Here is a 12,855-nt window from a genome sequence, read left to right on the forward strand (position 1 = left end):
TTACTCTCCCTCAACACGCACAAGGTAGTTGACCTTGTGGATCATGCCGCGAACGGCAGGGGTGTCTTCCAGTTCAACCGTGTGACCGATGCGGCGCAGGCCGAGGCCCTTCATGGTGGCCTTGTGCTTGGCCAACGTGCCGATGGTGCTGCGGGTCTGGGTAACCTTGATCGTAGCTGCCATGGTGTATTACCCCGTGATCGCTTCGACTGAGAGACCGCGCTTGGCGGCCACGTCTTCCGGCGACTGCATGGAAGCCAGGCCATTCACGGTCGCGCGGACCACGTTCACCGGATTGGTGGAGCCATAGCACTTGGCCAGGACGTTGTGCACGCCGGCCAATTCCAGCACGGAGCGCATGGCGCCGCCGGCGATGATACCAGTACCGTCAGAGGCCGGCTGCATGTACACCTTGGAGGCGCCATGACGTGCCTTGACCGGATACTGGAGGGTACCGCCGACCAGGTTCACCTTGATCATGTTGCGGCGCGCCTGGTCCATCGCCTTCTGAATCGCGACCGGCACTTCACGTGCCTTGCCACGACCGAAGCCGACGCGACCGTTACCGTCGCCCACGACAGTCAGAGCGGTGAAGCCGAAAATACGGCCACCCTTGACCACCTTGGCGACACGGTTGACCTGCACGAGCTTTTCCTGCAGATCGCCGTTTTGCTGTTCGTTCTTCGCCATCGTAAAACCCTTTAGAATTCCAGGCCGCCTTCACGTGCGGCGTCGGCCAGGGCCTTCACACGACCGTGGTACTTGAAGCCAGCGCGGTCGAAGGCCACCTGGGTGATGCCCGCTTCCTTGGCGCGTTCAGCGATCAGCGCACCAACTTTGGCTGCGGCGTCTGCATTGCCGGTCGAACCCTCGCGCAGGCTCTTGTCCAGCGTGGAAGCGCTGGCCAGGACCTTGCCACCATCCGGCGAGATAATCTGCGCGTAGATGTGACGGGGGGTACGATTGACGCACAGGCGAGACACGCCCAGCTCGCGGATCTTCGCGCGAGCGCGGCGGGCACGACGGAGACGAGATTCTTTCTTCGCGTTCATAACCCTGCCTTACTTCTTCTTGGCTTCTTTACGGCGGACCTGCTCATCCGCGTAACGCACACCCTTGCCCTTGTAGGGTTCAGGCGGACGGAAAGCGCGGATTTCCGCTGCGACCTGGCCGAGCTTCTGCTTGTCCGCGCTCTTCAGCACGATGACGGTGTTCTTCGGCGTTTCCGCCGTGACACCTTCAGGCAGTTGATAGTCGACCGGGTGAGAGAAGCCCAGTGTCAGGTTGAGCGTCTGGCCTTTCGCTTGAGCGCGATAACCGACGCCGATGATTTCGAGAGACTTGGTAAAGCCCTCGGACACGCCGGTGACCAGGTTCTGAACCAGGGCACGGGTGGTGCCGACCATGGCCCAGCTCTTAGCAGATTTGCTCGGCTGGAAGGTCAGCTGGCCATCTTCCTGCGCGACCACGACATCGTCGTGAACGGGCATGGAGAGGGTGCCCTGACCGCCTTTGGCGGTCAGCGTGGCGCCGTCGATCTTGACCTCGACGCCAGCGGGCACTTTAACCGGATATTTGGCTACGCGGGACATTCCAAACTCCTAGAATACGGTGCAGAGGACTTCGCCGCCGACACCAGCCTGACGCGCGGCACGATCTGTCATCACACCCTTGGAGGTGGTGACGATCGCGACACCCAGGCCATCGGCGACCTTCGGCAGCGCATCCTTGCCCTTGTAACTACGCAGGGACGGCTTGGAAACCCGCTGCAGATGCTCGATGACCGGCTTGCCTTCGAAGTACTTGAGGCTGACGGTCAGCTCGGGCTTGGCTGATTCGCTCACGGCGAAGTCAGTGATGTAACCCTCTTCTTTCAGCACGCGGGCCACTTCAACCTTGATCTTGGAGGACGGCATGGTGACCGTCTCCTTGGTGGCCTGCTGCGCATTGCGGATACGGGTAAACATATCCGCCAGAGTGTCTTGCATGCTCATTTAACTTGCGCTCCTGATGATTCTACGTGGCGTTACCAGCTGGACTTCTTCAGTCCGGGCACGTCGCCACGCATGGCGGCTTCACGCAGCTTGTTACGGCCAAGGCCGAACTTGTTGTAGTAGCCGTGCGGACGGCCAGTCACGCGGCAGCGGTTACGCTGACGCACGGGGCTGGAGTCACGCGGCAGCGACTGCAACTTCAGCTGCGCATCGAAGCGCTCCTCATCGGAGCTGTTCACGTCCTGGATGATCGCCTTGAGCTCAGCACGCTTGGCAGCATACTTCTCAACCAGTTGCGTGCGCTTCAGTTCACGCTCAATCATGCTCTTCTTTGCCATGATCCCACCCCTATTTCTTGAACGGGAAGTTCAGTGCACTCAAGAGCGCACGACCTTCGTCATCGGTGTTGGCAGTGGTGGTGATGGTGACATCCAGACCACGAATCCGGTCGATCTTATCATACTCGATCTCCGGGAAGATGATCTGCTCACGCACCCCCATGCTGTAGTTGCCACGACCGTCGAAGGACTTCGGGTTGAGACCACGGAAGTCACGAACGCGGGGGATCGCGATATTCACCAGGCGATCGAGGAAGTCCCACATGCGCTCACTGCGCAGTGTGACCTTCACGCCGATCGGCCAGCCTTCACGCACCTTGAAGCCCGCGATGGACTTACGTGCCTTGGTCACCATCGGCTTCTGACCGGAGAGCTTCTCCAGGTCGCCGACGGCAGCGTCGATCAGCTTTTTATCGCTGGTCGCTTCGCCGATACCCATGTTCAGAGTCACCTTGGTGATCCGGGGTACCTGCATAACGTTGGCGTAGCTGAACTGCTCTTTCAGTTGAGCCACCACCTCGTTTTGATAACGTTCTTTCAAGTTCGCCATTTTGCTACCCGACTCGCGTTAGGCGTCGATCTGCGCTTGCGTCGACTTGTAGATACGTACCTTGGTACCGTCTTCCTTGATCTGGAAGCCGACGCGATCCGCCTTACCGGTCTCCTGATTGAAGATGGCTACGTTGGACGCGTGAATCGGAGCCTCGCGCTCGACGATACCGCCCTGATTGCCGGCCATGGGGTTCGGCTTGGTGTGACGCTTGATCATGTTCACACCCGCTACCACGAACCGCTCGTCCTTGAGGACGCGCTTCACGGTACCGCGCTTACCCTTGTCCTTGCCGGCGATGACGATCACTTCATCATCACGTTTGATCTTTTGCATGTCGCCTCGCTCCCTTACAGCACTTCAGGCGCTAAGGAAATGATCTTCATGAACTTCTCGTTGCGAAGTTCACGCGTCACCGGCCCGAAGATACGGGTACCGATCGGCTGCTCGTTGGTGTTGTTCAACAAGACGGCCGCATTTCCATCGAAGCGAATCAGCGAACCGTCGCTGCGACGGACGCCACTGCGGGTCCGGACAACTACCGCTTTCAGCACCTGGCCTTTCTTGACCTTGCCGCGCGGAATAGCTTCCTTCACCGTGACCTTGATGACGTCACCAACGCGAGCGTAGCGGCGGTGTGAACCACCCAGCACCTTGATGCACTGCACCCGGCGCGCTCCGCTGTTGTCGGCGACATCCAGCATTGTCTGAGTCTGAATCATCGGTTTTCTCCAAACCTAAACTGACTGCACGAGGTTAAGGCCGTGGCCTTAACCCTTGGCCTGTTCGACAACCTCGACCAGGGTCCAGGCCTTCTTCTTGGACAGCGGACGGCATTCCTGGATGGATACCGTGTCACCGGCCTTGGCCTGGTTGGTCTCGTCGTGGGCGTGCAGCTTGGTGGAGCGCTTAACGTATTTGCCGTAGATCGGGTGGCGCTCACGACGCTCGATCATTACAACGATGGACTTGTCCATCTTGTCGCTCACCACCTTGCCGGTGAGCGTACGGGCTTTTTTCTCTTCGGCCATCTCAGACACCTGCCTTCTCGTTGAGCACAGTCTTCACGCGGGCGATATCCCGACGAACCTGCTTGAGCAGATGAGTCTGGCTCAGCTGGCCGGTGGCCTTCTGCATGCGCAGGTTGAACTGCTCGCGGAGGAGTTCGAGGAGCTGCTCATTGAGCTGCTCGGCGGACTTTTCACGAATTTCCTGGGCTTTCATCACATCACCGTCCGTTTCACAAAGGTGGTGGAGACCGGGAATTTCTGAGCGGCCAGTGCGAAAGCTTCGCGGGCCAGTTCCTCGGAAACGCCTTCGATCTCGTAAAGGACACGACCGGGCTGAATCTGTGCGACCCAGTACTCGACGGAGCCCTTACCTTTACCCATCCGGACTTCCAGGGGCTTCTTGGAAATCGGCTTGTCCGGGAAGACACGGATCCAGATCTTGCCGCCACGCTTGACGTGACGGGTGATGGCACGACGGCCAGCTTCGATCTGACGGGCGGTGACACGACCGCGGCCGGTGGCCTTGAGGCCGAACTCGCCGAAGCTCACTTTGCTTCCGCGATGCGCCAGGCCACGGTTGCGGCCCTTCTGCACCTTACGGAATTTTGTACGCTTGGGTTGTAACATCGAATCGCTCTCCCCTTACCTGGAACCTTTCTTCTTGGAGGGCGCTGCCTGGCTCTGCTTCGCCTTGGCGCGGACCTCCTCGATGCCCCCGAGGATTTCACCCTTGAAGACCCAGACCTTGACACCGATGATGCCGTAGGTGGTCTTTGCTTCGTAGGTGGCGTAATCGATGTCCGCACGCAGGGTATGCAGCGGAACACGACCTTCGCGGTACCACTCGGTGCGGGCAATTTCCGCGCCGCCGAGGCGACCGGAGAGCTGCACCTTGATGCCGCCAGCGCCCAGACGCATGGCGTTCTGGACAGCGCGCTTCATGGCGCGACGGAACATCACACGGCGCTCGAGCTGGCCGGCAATGTTCTGTGCGACGAGCTGAGCATCCAGCTCGGGCTTGCGAACTTCCTCGATGTTGACGTGAACAGGCACGCCCATCATCTCGGTGACGTCGCGACGCAGGCGATCGACATCTTCGCCCTTCTTGCCAATCACGATGCCCGGACGGGCAGTGTGAATGGTGATGCGCGCGTTGTTCGCGGGACGCTCGATGGTGATCTTGCTAACGGAGGCGTTTTTCAGACGCTCTTCCAGGAAGCTACGCACCGCGAGGTCGTTGTTGAGCTTATCGGCATAGGCGCCGCGCTCGGCGTACCAGACAGAGGTATGGTCTTTGACGATACCCAGTCGGATGCCTGTCGGATTGACTTTCTGACCCATCTGGTCGACTCCTACTTCTCGGCTACCTTGACGGTGATGTGGCAAGTGCGCTTCAAAATGCGATCCGCACGGCCTTTGGCGCGCGGACGGATGCGCTTGAGCGTCGTACCCTCATCGACACAGATGGTCGAGACGCGCAGCTCGTCGATGTCCATGCCGTTGTTTTCTTCCGCATTCGCGATGGCGGACTGCAGCACCTTCTTGACCAGCTTGGCCGCCTTCTTCGGTGAGAAGGTCAGCAGGTCGATTGCTTCGGCGACAGGCTTACCGCGCACCTGATCAGCCACCAAACGGGCCTTCTGGGCGGATAAACTGGCGCCACGCAGCTTTGCTGTGACTTCCATCTCTTAATCCTCTCTGGCTTACCGTTTGGCTTTCTTATCCGCCGCATGGCCGCGATAGGTGCGGGTAGCAGCGAATTCGCCCAGCTTGTGGCCAACCATTTCCTCGGAGACGTGCACCGGGACGTGTTGGCGACCGTTATGGACTGCAATGGTGAGCCCGACCATGTTGGGCAGGACCATTGAACGACGCGACCAGGTCTTGATCGGTTTGCGATCGTTCTTTTCCGCTGCAGTCTCAACCTTTTTCAGCAGATGAAGGTCTACAAAAGGACCTTTCTTCAGTGAACGTGGCACAGCCGTTACCTCTTAATGTCTTGGCGTGGGATCTTAACCGCGAGCCTTGCGGCGGCGGACGATCAGCTTGTCGGTGCGCTTGTTCTTGCGGGTCTTGTGGCCCTTGGTGGGCATACCCCACGGGGACACCGGATGACGACCACCGCTGGTGCGGCCTTCACCACCACCGTGCGGGTGATCCACCGGGTTCATCGCGACACCGCGAACAGTCGGGCGCACACCTCTCCAGCGCTTTGCACCGGCCTTGCCAAGTTGACGCAGGCTGTGCTCGGAATTGCTCACCTCACCCAGGGTCGCGCGGCACTCGGCCAGCACCTTGCGCATCTCGCCGGAGCGCAGACGCAGGGTGGCGTAGTTGCCTTCACGAGCCACCAGCTGGGCGCTGGTACCGGCGCTGCGTGCGATCTGAGCACCCTTGCCAGGCTTCAGTTCGATGCAGTGCACCGTGGAACCCAGCGGGATGTTGCGCAGCGGCAGTGCGTTGCCCTTCTTGATCGGCGCATTGACGCCGGACTCGAGGCGATCACCGGCACTCACGCCCTTGGGGGCGATGATGTAGCGACGCTCACCGTCGATGTACTTCAGCAGCGCGATGTGGGCGCTACGGTTCGGGTCATGCTCCAGACGCTCGACGATGGCCGGAACGCCATCCTTGGTGCGCTTGAAGTCGATGATCCGATAGTGGTTGCGATGACCACCGCCGACGTGGCGAGTGGTGATGCGACCCTGGTTGTTACGACCACCGGACTTGGACTGCTTCTCGAGCAACGGCGCGTAAGCGCGGCCCTTGTACAGTTCCTCACCAACAATCTTGACGACGTGGCGACGACCGGCGGATGTGGGTTTTGTCTTGACGATTGCCATGATCCGTACTCCTGCCTTTACTCGGCGCCAGAGAAGTCTTCAAGCGTCTCGCCGGCGGCCAGTGTCACGTACGCCTTGCGATAACCCTTGCGCATACCAACACCATGCGCGGTGCGCTTGGTCTTGCCCTTCACGTTCAGAACAGAAACGCGGTCGACCTTCTTGCCGAACAGCTCCTGGACGGCAGCCTTGATCTCGGGCTTGGTTGCGTCACTCGCCACCTTGAACACGTACTGGTTACGCTCGGCGGCCATGGCGGCCTTCTCGGTCACGTGCGGACCAAGCAGAACCTTGAATACACGCTCCTGGTTCATGCCAGCTTCTCCTCGAATTTGCGCAGTGCGGAGACGGTAGCCAGGACCTTGTCGAAGGCGACCAGGCTGACCGGGTCGGCGGCGGCGACGTCCACCACATCCACGTTGGGGATGTTGCGGGCTGCCAGGTACAGGTTCTCGTCGACTTCTTCGGTGACGATCAGCACCTTCTCCAGGCCCAGGTCGGAAAGCTTGGCGACCAGCTGCTTGGTTTTGGGTGACTCGACAGAGAAGGCATCAACGGCAACAAGACGCTCCTGACGGACCAGCTCGGACAGAATCGAGCGCATGGCCGCACGGTACATCTTGCGGTTGACCTTCTGGGAGTGGTCCTGCGGACGGGCCGCGAAGGTCACACCACCGCTGCGCCAGATCGGCGAGCGAATGGTACCGGCGCGAGCGCGACCGGTGCCCTTCTGGCGCCACGGCTTCTTGCCGCCGCCACGGACGTCGGAGCGGTTCTTCTGGGCGCGGGTGCCCTGACGACCACCAGCCAGATAGGCGGTGACGACCTGGTGCACGAGCGCTTCGTTGAATTCTTTGCCAAAGGTAGCGTCGGACAGCTCAACGGTCCCGGCGCTTGCACCTGCAAGATTCAGATTCATTGGAAAGTTCCCCTTCAGCCAGCTTTGACGGCGCTGCGCACGATGACATCACTGCCGGTAGCACCAGGAACGGCGCCTTTGATCAGCAGCAGGTTGCGCTCGGCATCGACACGGACGATTTCCAGGCTCTGAACGGTGCAACGTGCGTTGCCCATCTGGCCGGCCATCTTCTTGCCCTTGAACACGCGGCCCGGGGTCTGGCACATGCCGATGGAACCCGGAGCACGGTGGGACAGAGAGTTACCGTGGCTGTTGTCCTGGGTACGGAAGTTCCAGCGCTTCACTGCGCCCTGGAAGCCCTTACCCTTGGAGGTGCCGGTCACGTCAACGCTTTGACCAGCTTCGAAGAGGGATACGGTGAGTTCGCCGCCCACTTCCGGAGCTTCGTCGCCTTCGCTCAGGCGGAACTCCATCAGGGAACGACCAGCCTCGACACCTGCCTTGGCGTACAGGCCAGCTTGGGCCTTGGACAGATGCTTGGCTTTGCGGGAGCCGGTTGTCACCTGGACCGCGGCGTAGCCGTCGGATTCGACAGACTTCACGCAGGTCACGCGGTTGGGATCAACCTCGATAACGGTTACGGGCACAGACGCGCCGTCTTCGGTGAAGACACGGGTCATGCCGGCCTTCCTACCGACCAAACCGATAGTCATGCTTAGTCTCCTTTAGTGTACGGGGCTATCACCCGCTATGGCTGCCCTTTCCAGAGCATTCCACTAGCACGTTGTGTAACGCCATCCCGGCGTGGCGGCTGCTGAACCTCTACTGGGTGAGAGGGACGCTGGGCCGCGGTGTCTAGTGATATCAGTCGAGCTTGATTTGCACGTCCACGCCAGCGGCGAGGTCGAGCTTCATCAGGGCATCAACGGTCTTCTCGGTCGGCTCGACGATGTCGAGCACACGCTTGTGGGTACGAATCTCGTACTGATCACGGGCGTCCTTGTTCACGTGCGGAGAAACCAGCACGGTGTAACGCTCGCGATTGGTCGGCAGAGGAATCGGACCACGAACCTGGGCGCCGGTACGCTTGGCGGTTTCAACAATCTCCGCGGCGGACTGGTCGATCAGGCGATGGTCGAAAGCCTTCAACCGAATGCGAATCTTCTGGTTCTGCATTTGCCCTAACTCCAATGGAACTTGACGGCGCGAGCCGTCAACCCACGCATTCAAAGGATGCGCATTATATGCGCCGCGCCATCGAGAGTCAAACCCTCAATGACGATGCGCAGAAAAGGGGGCTCCTTGCGGAGCCCCCTTCGGTGATCACCGGTCTGATTTAGACCAGGATCTTGGCCACGACGCCAGCGCCGACGGTACGGCCGCCTTCGCGGATGGCGAAGCGCAGACCTTCGTCCATGGCGATCGGAGCGATCAGGTTGACGACCATCTGGACGTTGTCGCCCGGCATGACCATCTCGACGCCTTCCGGCAGTTCACAAGTACCGGTGATGTCGGTGGTACGGAAGTAGAACTGCGGACGGTAGCCCTTGAAGAACGGAGTGTGACGACCACCCTCGTCCTTGCTCAGCACGTACACTTCCGCCTCGAACTGGGTGTGCGGAGTGATGGTGCCCGGCTTGGCCAGAACCTGACCACGCTCGACTTCGTCACGCTTGGTACCACGCAGCAGGGCACCGACGTTCTCGCCAGCACGACCTTCGTCGAGCAGCTTACGGAACATCTCGACACCGGTAACGGTAGTCTTGGTGGTGTCCTTGATACCAACGATCTCGATCTCTTCGCCCGGCTTGACGATGCCGCGCTCGACACGACCGGTCACAACGGTACCGCGACCAGAGATGGAGAACACGTCTTCGATCGGCATCAGGAACGGCTGGTCGACAGCACGCTCCGGCTCGGGGATGTAAGCATCCAGAGCCTTGATCAGGTTGGCAACGGCGGTAGTACCCATGCCGTTGTCGTCCTTGCCTTCCAGAGCCATCAGGGCAGAGCCGGTGATGATCGGAGTGTCGTCGCCCGGGAAGTCGTACTCGGACAGAAGTTCACGAACTTCCATCTCGACCAGCTCGAGCAGCTCTTCGTCGTCGACCATGTCGGCCTTGTTCAGGAACACGACGATGAACGGAACGCCAACCTGACGAGACAGCAGGATGTGCTCGCGAGTCTGCGGCATGGGGCCGTCAGCAGCGGAACAGACCAGGATAGCGCCGTCCATCTGGGCAGCACCGGTGATCATGTTCTTGACGTAGTCAGCGTGTCCCGGGCAGTCGACGTGAGCGTAGTGACGCTCCTCGGACTGATACTCGACGTGAGAGGTGGCGATGGTGATACCACGCTCACGCTCTTCCGGAGCATTGTCGATGGTGTCGAACTCACGCCAGTCACCGCCGAACACCTCGGCAGAAACGCGAGTCAGGGCCGCCGTCAGGGTAGTCTTGCCGTGGTCGACGTGACCGATGGTGCCGACGTTGACGTGCGGTTTGGAACGTTCGAATTTTTCCTTAGCCACTGCTATGACCTCTTTCGTTAGCTAACGGTTAACCGTTCTGGTTGATGACGGCTTCAACGACGCTGGACGGCGCCTCTTCGTAGTCCGCAAACTCCATGGTGTAGCTTGCGCGGCCCTGGGTCTGAGAGCGCAGGTCGGTTGCGTAACCGAACATCTCAGCCAGCGGCACGGTGGCGCGAATGACCTTGCCGGAGGAAGAGTCATCCATACCCTGGACCAGGCCCCGGCGGCGGTTCAGGTCGCCCATGACGTCACCCATGAATTCTTCAGGGGTCACGACCTCGACCTTCATCACCGGCTCGAGCAGAACTGCCTTGGCCTTGGGAGCGCCTTGCTTGATCGCCATGGAAGAGGCGACCTTGAACGCGGTCTCGTTGGAGTCCACGTCGTGGTAGGAACCGTCGAACAGCGTTACCTTGACGTCGATCATCGGGTAGCCCGCGATGACACCGTTCTGGAGCTGCTCATAGGCCCCTTTCTCGACGGCCGGCACGTATTCCTTCGGAACCACGCCGCCGACGATCTCGGAAGCGAACTTGAAGTGCATCTCTTCGTCGTCGCCCTTGTCTTCGGCCGTCAACGGCTCGATGCGCAGGTGTACGTGACCGTACTGACCGCGACCACCGGACTGACGAACGAACTTGCCTTCCTGCTCGACGCTCTGACGAATCGTCTCACGGTAGGCCACCTGCGGCTTGCCGATGTTCGCCTCGACCTTGAACTCGCGACGCATGCGGTCAACGATGATGTCGAGGTGAAGCTCGCCCATGCCGGAGATGATGGTCTGGCCAGTCTCTTCGTCGGTCTTGACCTGGAAGGACGGATCTTCCTGGGCCAGCTTGCCCAGTGCAATACCCATCTTTTCCTGGTCAGCCTTGGACTTCGGCTCCACGGCCACGGAGATAACCGGATCCGGAAACTCCATGCGCTCGAGAACGATCTTGTCGTTCAGGTCGCACAGGGTATCACCGGTGGTCACGTCCTTCAGGCCGATACAGGCGGCGATGTCGCCGGCCAGAACTTCCTTGATCTCCTCGCGCGAGTTGGAGTGCATCTGGACGATACGACCGACGCGCTCCTTCTTCTGCTTGACGGAGTTGTAGACGCTGTCGCCTGACTTCAGCACGCCGGAGTAGACGCGGATGAAGGTCAGGGTGCCAACGAAGGGGTCGGTCGCGATCTTGAACGCCAGCGCGGCGAAAGGCGCACTGTCATCGGCCTCACGGGTCGCGATGGTGCCGTCCTTGTCGTCGAGCTCACCTTCGATCGCCTTGACCTCGGTGGGAGACGGCATGTACTCGATGACGCCATCGAGAACGGCCTGAACGCCCTTGTTCTTGAACGCAGAGCCACAAGTGACCAGCACGATCTCGTTGTCGAGGGTACGACGACGCAGACCAGCCTTGATCTCGTCGTTGGTCAGCTCGCCCTCTTCGAGGTACTTGTCCATCAGCTCTTCGGACGCCTCGGCGGCGGCCTCGACCATCTGCTCGCGATACTCTTCGGCGGTCTCCTGGAGCTCCGCCGGGATATCAACGAGGTCGTAGTTCATCCCGAAGTTGTCTTCATCCCACAGGATGGCCTTCATCTGGATGAGGTCGATGACGCCCTTGAACTCGTCCTCGGAGCCCCAGTTGATCTGGATCGGCACGACGTTGGCGCCGAGACGATCCTTCAGCTGGTTGACGACCATGAAGAAGTCAGCGCCGCTGCGGTCCATCTTGTTGACGAACACCATGCGCGGAACTTCGTACTTGTTAGCCTGGCGCCAGACGGTCTCGGTCTGCGGCTGCACACCGGAGGAGCCACACAGCACGACGACGGCACCGTCAAGCACACGCAGGGAACGTTCGACTTCGATGGTGAAGTCAACGTGTCCAGGGGTGTCGATGATGTTGATGCGGTGCTCATCGAACTGCTTGTTCATGCCCTGCCAGAAGCAGGTGGTCGCCGCGGAGGTGATGGTGATACCACGCTCCTGCTCCTGCTCCATCCAGTCCATGGTGGCAGCGCCCTCATGGACCTCACCGACCTTGTGGGACAGACCGGTGTAGAACAGGACACGCTCGGTAGTAGTCGTCTTACCGGCGTCGACGTGGGCCACGATACCGATATTGCGGTAACGCTTAAGCGGAGTCTTGCGAGCCACGATGTAACTCCCGTTGGTTGGCGATGCGCTTTAGAAGCGGTAGTGAGAGAAGGCCTTGTTGGCTTCTGCCATGCGATGCACGTCTTCACGCTTCTTGACTGCCGAACCCTTGCCTTCGGCTGCATCCAGCATTTCGCCAGCCAGACGCTGCACCATGGTCTTCTCGCCACGACGGCGAGCGGCGTCCACCAGCCAGCGCATGGCAAGCGCCTGGCGGCGGGACGGACGGACTTCGACCGGCACCTGATAGGTCGCACCGCCGACGCGGCGAGACTTCACCTCGACCATGGGCTGGATGGTTTCCAGCGCCTTGTCGAAGATTTCCAGCGGCTCTTCATTGGAACGCTCGGCAACCCTGTCCAGCGCACCATAGACGATACGCTCAGCTACGGACTTCTTGCCGCTGATCATCAGGTGGTTCATGAACTTGGCCAGACGCTCGGATCCGAACTTGGGATCCGGCAGAATCTCGCGCTTGGCCGCAACTCTTCTTCTAGGCATGATAAGCCCTCGGTTGAAGGGTCCTTCAGGTAAACCCGAGACTCGCGCTTGGCGGCTCGACCTTACTCTTATCAGACCGGG

Annotated in this window: 23 protein-coding genes; all 23 read right to left on the reverse strand. The window is 60.2% G+C overall.

Annotation, left to right across the window (positions count from 1 at the left end; translation table 11 throughout):
• The 23 genes from rpmD to rpsG all read right to left on the reverse strand — a co-directional run bounded on the left by rpmD (position 1) and on the right by rpsG (position 12,774).
• Positions 1-183, reverse strand: coding sequence for a 50S ribosomal protein L30 (gene rpmD, locus KUW00_RS17175; RefSeq protein WP_045990844.1), 183 nt, complete (start codon positions 181-183; stop codon positions 1-3).
• Positions 184-189: 6 nt separating this feature from the next.
• Complete coding sequence (rpsE, locus tag KUW00_RS17180) at positions 190-690, reverse strand: 30S ribosomal protein S5 (RefSeq protein WP_045990845.1); 501 nt, start codon at positions 688-690, stop codon at positions 190-192.
• 11 nt (positions 691-701) lie between these two features.
• Positions 702-1,052, reverse strand: a complete 351-nt coding sequence (gene rplR, locus KUW00_RS17185; RefSeq protein ID WP_045990846.1) for a 50S ribosomal protein L18 — start codon at positions 1,050-1,052, stop codon at positions 702-704.
• Between the two features lie 9 nt (positions 1,053-1,061).
• Positions 1,062-1,592, reverse strand: coding sequence for a 50S ribosomal protein L6 (gene rplF / locus KUW00_RS17190; RefSeq protein ID WP_045990847.1), 531 nt, complete (start codon positions 1,590-1,592; stop codon positions 1,062-1,064).
• A gap of 9 nt (positions 1,593-1,601) precedes the next feature.
• Positions 1,602-1,994: a 30S ribosomal protein S8 gene (rpsH, locus tag KUW00_RS17195; RefSeq protein ID WP_045990848.1), complete on the reverse strand. Its 393-nt coding sequence runs from the start codon at positions 1,992-1,994 to the stop codon at positions 1,602-1,604.
• A gap of 32 nt (positions 1,995-2,026) precedes the next feature.
• Entirely contained in the window at positions 2,027-2,332 is a 306-nt protein-coding gene (gene rpsN, locus KUW00_RS17200; protein ID WP_045990849.1) for a 30S ribosomal protein S14, read from the reverse strand.
• A gap of 10 nt (positions 2,333-2,342) precedes the next feature.
• Positions 2,343-2,882, reverse strand: a complete 540-nt coding sequence (gene rplE / locus KUW00_RS17205) for a 50S ribosomal protein L5 (protein WP_045990850.1) — start codon at positions 2,880-2,882, stop codon at positions 2,343-2,345.
• Between the two features lie 18 nt (positions 2,883-2,900).
• The gene (gene rplX / locus KUW00_RS17210; protein ID WP_045990851.1) at positions 2,901-3,218 is read right to left on the reverse strand and encodes a 50S ribosomal protein L24; all 318 of its coding nucleotides are present in this window, start codon (positions 3,216-3,218) and stop codon (positions 2,901-2,903) included.
• A gap of 14 nt (positions 3,219-3,232) precedes the next feature.
• A complete protein-coding gene (gene rplN / locus KUW00_RS17215; protein WP_009723896.1) occupies positions 3,233-3,604 on the reverse strand; it encodes a 50S ribosomal protein L14 in 372 nt (123 codons plus the stop codon).
• Positions 3,605-3,652: 48 nt separating this feature from the next.
• The gene (gene rpsQ / locus KUW00_RS17220) at positions 3,653-3,913 is read right to left on the reverse strand and encodes a 30S ribosomal protein S17 (RefSeq protein WP_045990852.1); all 261 of its coding nucleotides are present in this window, start codon (positions 3,911-3,913) and stop codon (positions 3,653-3,655) included.
• 1 nt (position 3,914) lies between these two features.
• The gene (rpmC, locus tag KUW00_RS17225; protein WP_045990853.1) at positions 3,915-4,106 is read right to left on the reverse strand and encodes a 50S ribosomal protein L29; all 192 of its coding nucleotides are present in this window, start codon (positions 4,104-4,106) and stop codon (positions 3,915-3,917) included.
• Entirely contained in the window at positions 4,106-4,519 is a 414-nt protein-coding gene (gene rplP / locus KUW00_RS17230; RefSeq protein WP_045990854.1) for a 50S ribosomal protein L16, read from the reverse strand. Before rplP ends, rpmC begins: the two co-directional genes overlap by 1 nt.
• Before the next feature lie 15 nt (positions 4,520-4,534).
• A complete protein-coding gene (rpsC, locus tag KUW00_RS17235) occupies positions 4,535-5,233 on the reverse strand; it encodes a 30S ribosomal protein S3 (RefSeq protein ID WP_045990855.1) in 699 nt (232 codons plus the stop codon).
• Between the two features lie 11 nt (positions 5,234-5,244).
• On the reverse strand, positions 5,245-5,577 hold the full coding sequence (rplV, locus tag KUW00_RS17240; RefSeq protein ID WP_045990856.1) for a 50S ribosomal protein L22: 333 nt from the start codon (positions 5,575-5,577) through the stop codon (positions 5,245-5,247).
• An 18-nt stretch (positions 5,578-5,595) separates the two neighbouring features.
• The gene (gene rpsS / locus KUW00_RS17245; protein ID WP_045990857.1) at positions 5,596-5,871 is read right to left on the reverse strand and encodes a 30S ribosomal protein S19; all 276 of its coding nucleotides are present in this window, start codon (positions 5,869-5,871) and stop codon (positions 5,596-5,598) included.
• 33 nt (positions 5,872-5,904) lie between these two features.
• The gene (rplB, locus tag KUW00_RS17250; RefSeq protein ID WP_108133879.1) at positions 5,905-6,735 is read right to left on the reverse strand and encodes a 50S ribosomal protein L2; all 831 of its coding nucleotides are present in this window, start codon (positions 6,733-6,735) and stop codon (positions 5,905-5,907) included.
• Between the two features lie 17 nt (positions 6,736-6,752).
• Complete coding sequence (rplW, locus tag KUW00_RS17255; protein WP_045990859.1) at positions 6,753-7,049, reverse strand: 50S ribosomal protein L23; 297 nt, start codon at positions 7,047-7,049, stop codon at positions 6,753-6,755.
• A complete protein-coding gene (rplD, locus tag KUW00_RS17260; protein ID WP_045990860.1) occupies positions 7,046-7,654 on the reverse strand; it encodes a 50S ribosomal protein L4 in 609 nt (202 codons plus the stop codon). The genes rplW and rplD overlap by 4 nt, the downstream gene beginning before the upstream one ends.
• Positions 7,655-7,668: 14 nt before the next feature.
• Complete coding sequence (gene rplC, locus KUW00_RS17265) at positions 7,669-8,307, reverse strand: 50S ribosomal protein L3 (protein WP_045990861.1); 639 nt, start codon at positions 8,305-8,307, stop codon at positions 7,669-7,671.
• Between the two features lie 151 nt (positions 8,308-8,458).
• On the reverse strand, positions 8,459-8,770 hold the full coding sequence (rpsJ, locus tag KUW00_RS17270; protein ID WP_045990862.1) for a 30S ribosomal protein S10: 312 nt from the start codon (positions 8,768-8,770) through the stop codon (positions 8,459-8,461).
• A gap of 160 nt (positions 8,771-8,930) precedes the next feature.
• Positions 8,931-10,124: an elongation factor Tu gene (gene tuf, locus KUW00_RS17275; RefSeq protein WP_045990863.1), complete on the reverse strand. Its 1,194-nt coding sequence runs from the start codon at positions 10,122-10,124 to the stop codon at positions 8,931-8,933.
• A 28-nt stretch (positions 10,125-10,152) separates the two neighbouring features.
• The gene (gene fusA / locus KUW00_RS17280) at positions 10,153-12,273 is read right to left on the reverse strand and encodes an elongation factor G (protein WP_045990864.1); all 2,121 of its coding nucleotides are present in this window, start codon (positions 12,271-12,273) and stop codon (positions 10,153-10,155) included.
• A gap of 30 nt (positions 12,274-12,303) precedes the next feature.
• Complete coding sequence (gene rpsG, locus KUW00_RS17285) at positions 12,304-12,774, reverse strand: 30S ribosomal protein S7 (protein WP_023007554.1); 471 nt, start codon at positions 12,772-12,774, stop codon at positions 12,304-12,306.
• Positions 12,775-12,855 lie beyond the last annotated feature (81 nt).

Origin of the sequence: Halomonas sp. DP5N14-9 (assembly GCF_019802175.1) — a bacterium.
GTDB classification, from domain to species: domain Bacteria; phylum Pseudomonadota; class Gammaproteobacteria; order Pseudomonadales; family Halomonadaceae; genus Halomonas; species Halomonas litopenaei.

Coding starts and splice junctions, on each gene's coding strand:
- rpsC (WP_045990855.1), bottom strand. CDS start 5,233: ATGGGTCAGAAAGTCAATCCGACAGGCATCCGACTGGGTATCGTCAAA.
- rpsE (WP_045990845.1), bottom strand. CDS start 690: ATGGCGAAGAACGAACAGCAAAACGGCGATCTGCAGGAAAAGCTCGTG.
- rpmD (WP_045990844.1), bottom strand. CDS start 183: ATGGCAGCTACGATCAAGGTTACCCAGACCCGCAGCACCATCGGCACG.
- rpsQ (WP_045990852.1), bottom strand. CDS start 3,913: ATGGCCGAAGAGAAAAAAGCCCGTACGCTCACCGGCAAGGTGGTGAGC.
- rpsN (WP_045990849.1), bottom strand. CDS start 2,332: ATGGCAAAGAAGAGCATGATTGAGCGTGAACTGAAGCGCACGCAACTG.
- rpsH (WP_045990848.1), bottom strand. CDS start 1,994: ATGAGCATGCAAGACACTCTGGCGGATATGTTTACCCGTATCCGCAAT.
- rplW (WP_045990859.1), bottom strand. CDS start 7,049: ATGAACCAGGAGCGTGTATTCAAGGTTCTGCTTGGTCCGCACGTGACC.
- rplX (WP_045990851.1), bottom strand. CDS start 3,218: ATGCAAAAGATCAAACGTGATGATGAAGTGATCGTCATCGCCGGCAAG.
- rplR (WP_045990846.1), bottom strand. CDS start 1,052: ATGAACGCGAAGAAAGAATCTCGTCTCCGTCGTGCCCGCCGCGCTCGC.
- rplV (WP_045990856.1), bottom strand. CDS start 5,577: ATGGAAGTCACAGCAAAGCTGCGTGGCGCCAGTTTATCCGCCCAGAAG.
- rplN (WP_009723896.1), bottom strand. CDS start 3,604: ATGATTCAGACTCAGACAATGCTGGATGTCGCCGACAACAGCGGAGCG.
- rplF (WP_045990847.1), bottom strand. CDS start 1,592: ATGTCCCGCGTAGCCAAATATCCGGTTAAAGTGCCCGCTGGCGTCGAG.
- rpmC (WP_045990853.1), bottom strand. CDS start 4,106: ATGAAAGCCCAGGAAATTCGTGAAAAGTCCGCCGAGCAGCTCAATGAG.
- rpsJ (WP_045990862.1), bottom strand. CDS start 8,770: ATGCAGAACCAGAAGATTCGCATTCGGTTGAAGGCTTTCGACCATCGC.
- rpsG (WP_023007554.1), bottom strand. CDS start 12,774: ATGCCTAGAAGAAGAGTTGCGGCCAAGCGCGAGATTCTGCCGGATCCC.
- rplP (WP_045990854.1), bottom strand. CDS start 4,519: ATGTTACAACCCAAGCGTACAAAATTCCGTAAGGTGCAGAAGGGCCGC.
- rplC (WP_045990861.1), bottom strand. CDS start 8,307: ATGACTATCGGTTTGGTCGGTAGGAAGGCCGGCATGACCCGTGTCTTC.
- rplD (WP_045990860.1), bottom strand. CDS start 7,654: ATGAATCTGAATCTTGCAGGTGCAAGCGCCGGGACCGTTGAGCTGTCC.
- rplB (WP_108133879.1), bottom strand. CDS start 6,735: ATGGCAATCGTCAAGACAAAACCCACATCCGCCGGTCGTCGCCACGTC.
- rplE (WP_045990850.1), bottom strand. CDS start 2,882: ATGGCGAACTTGAAAGAACGTTATCAAAACGAGGTGGTGGCTCAACTG.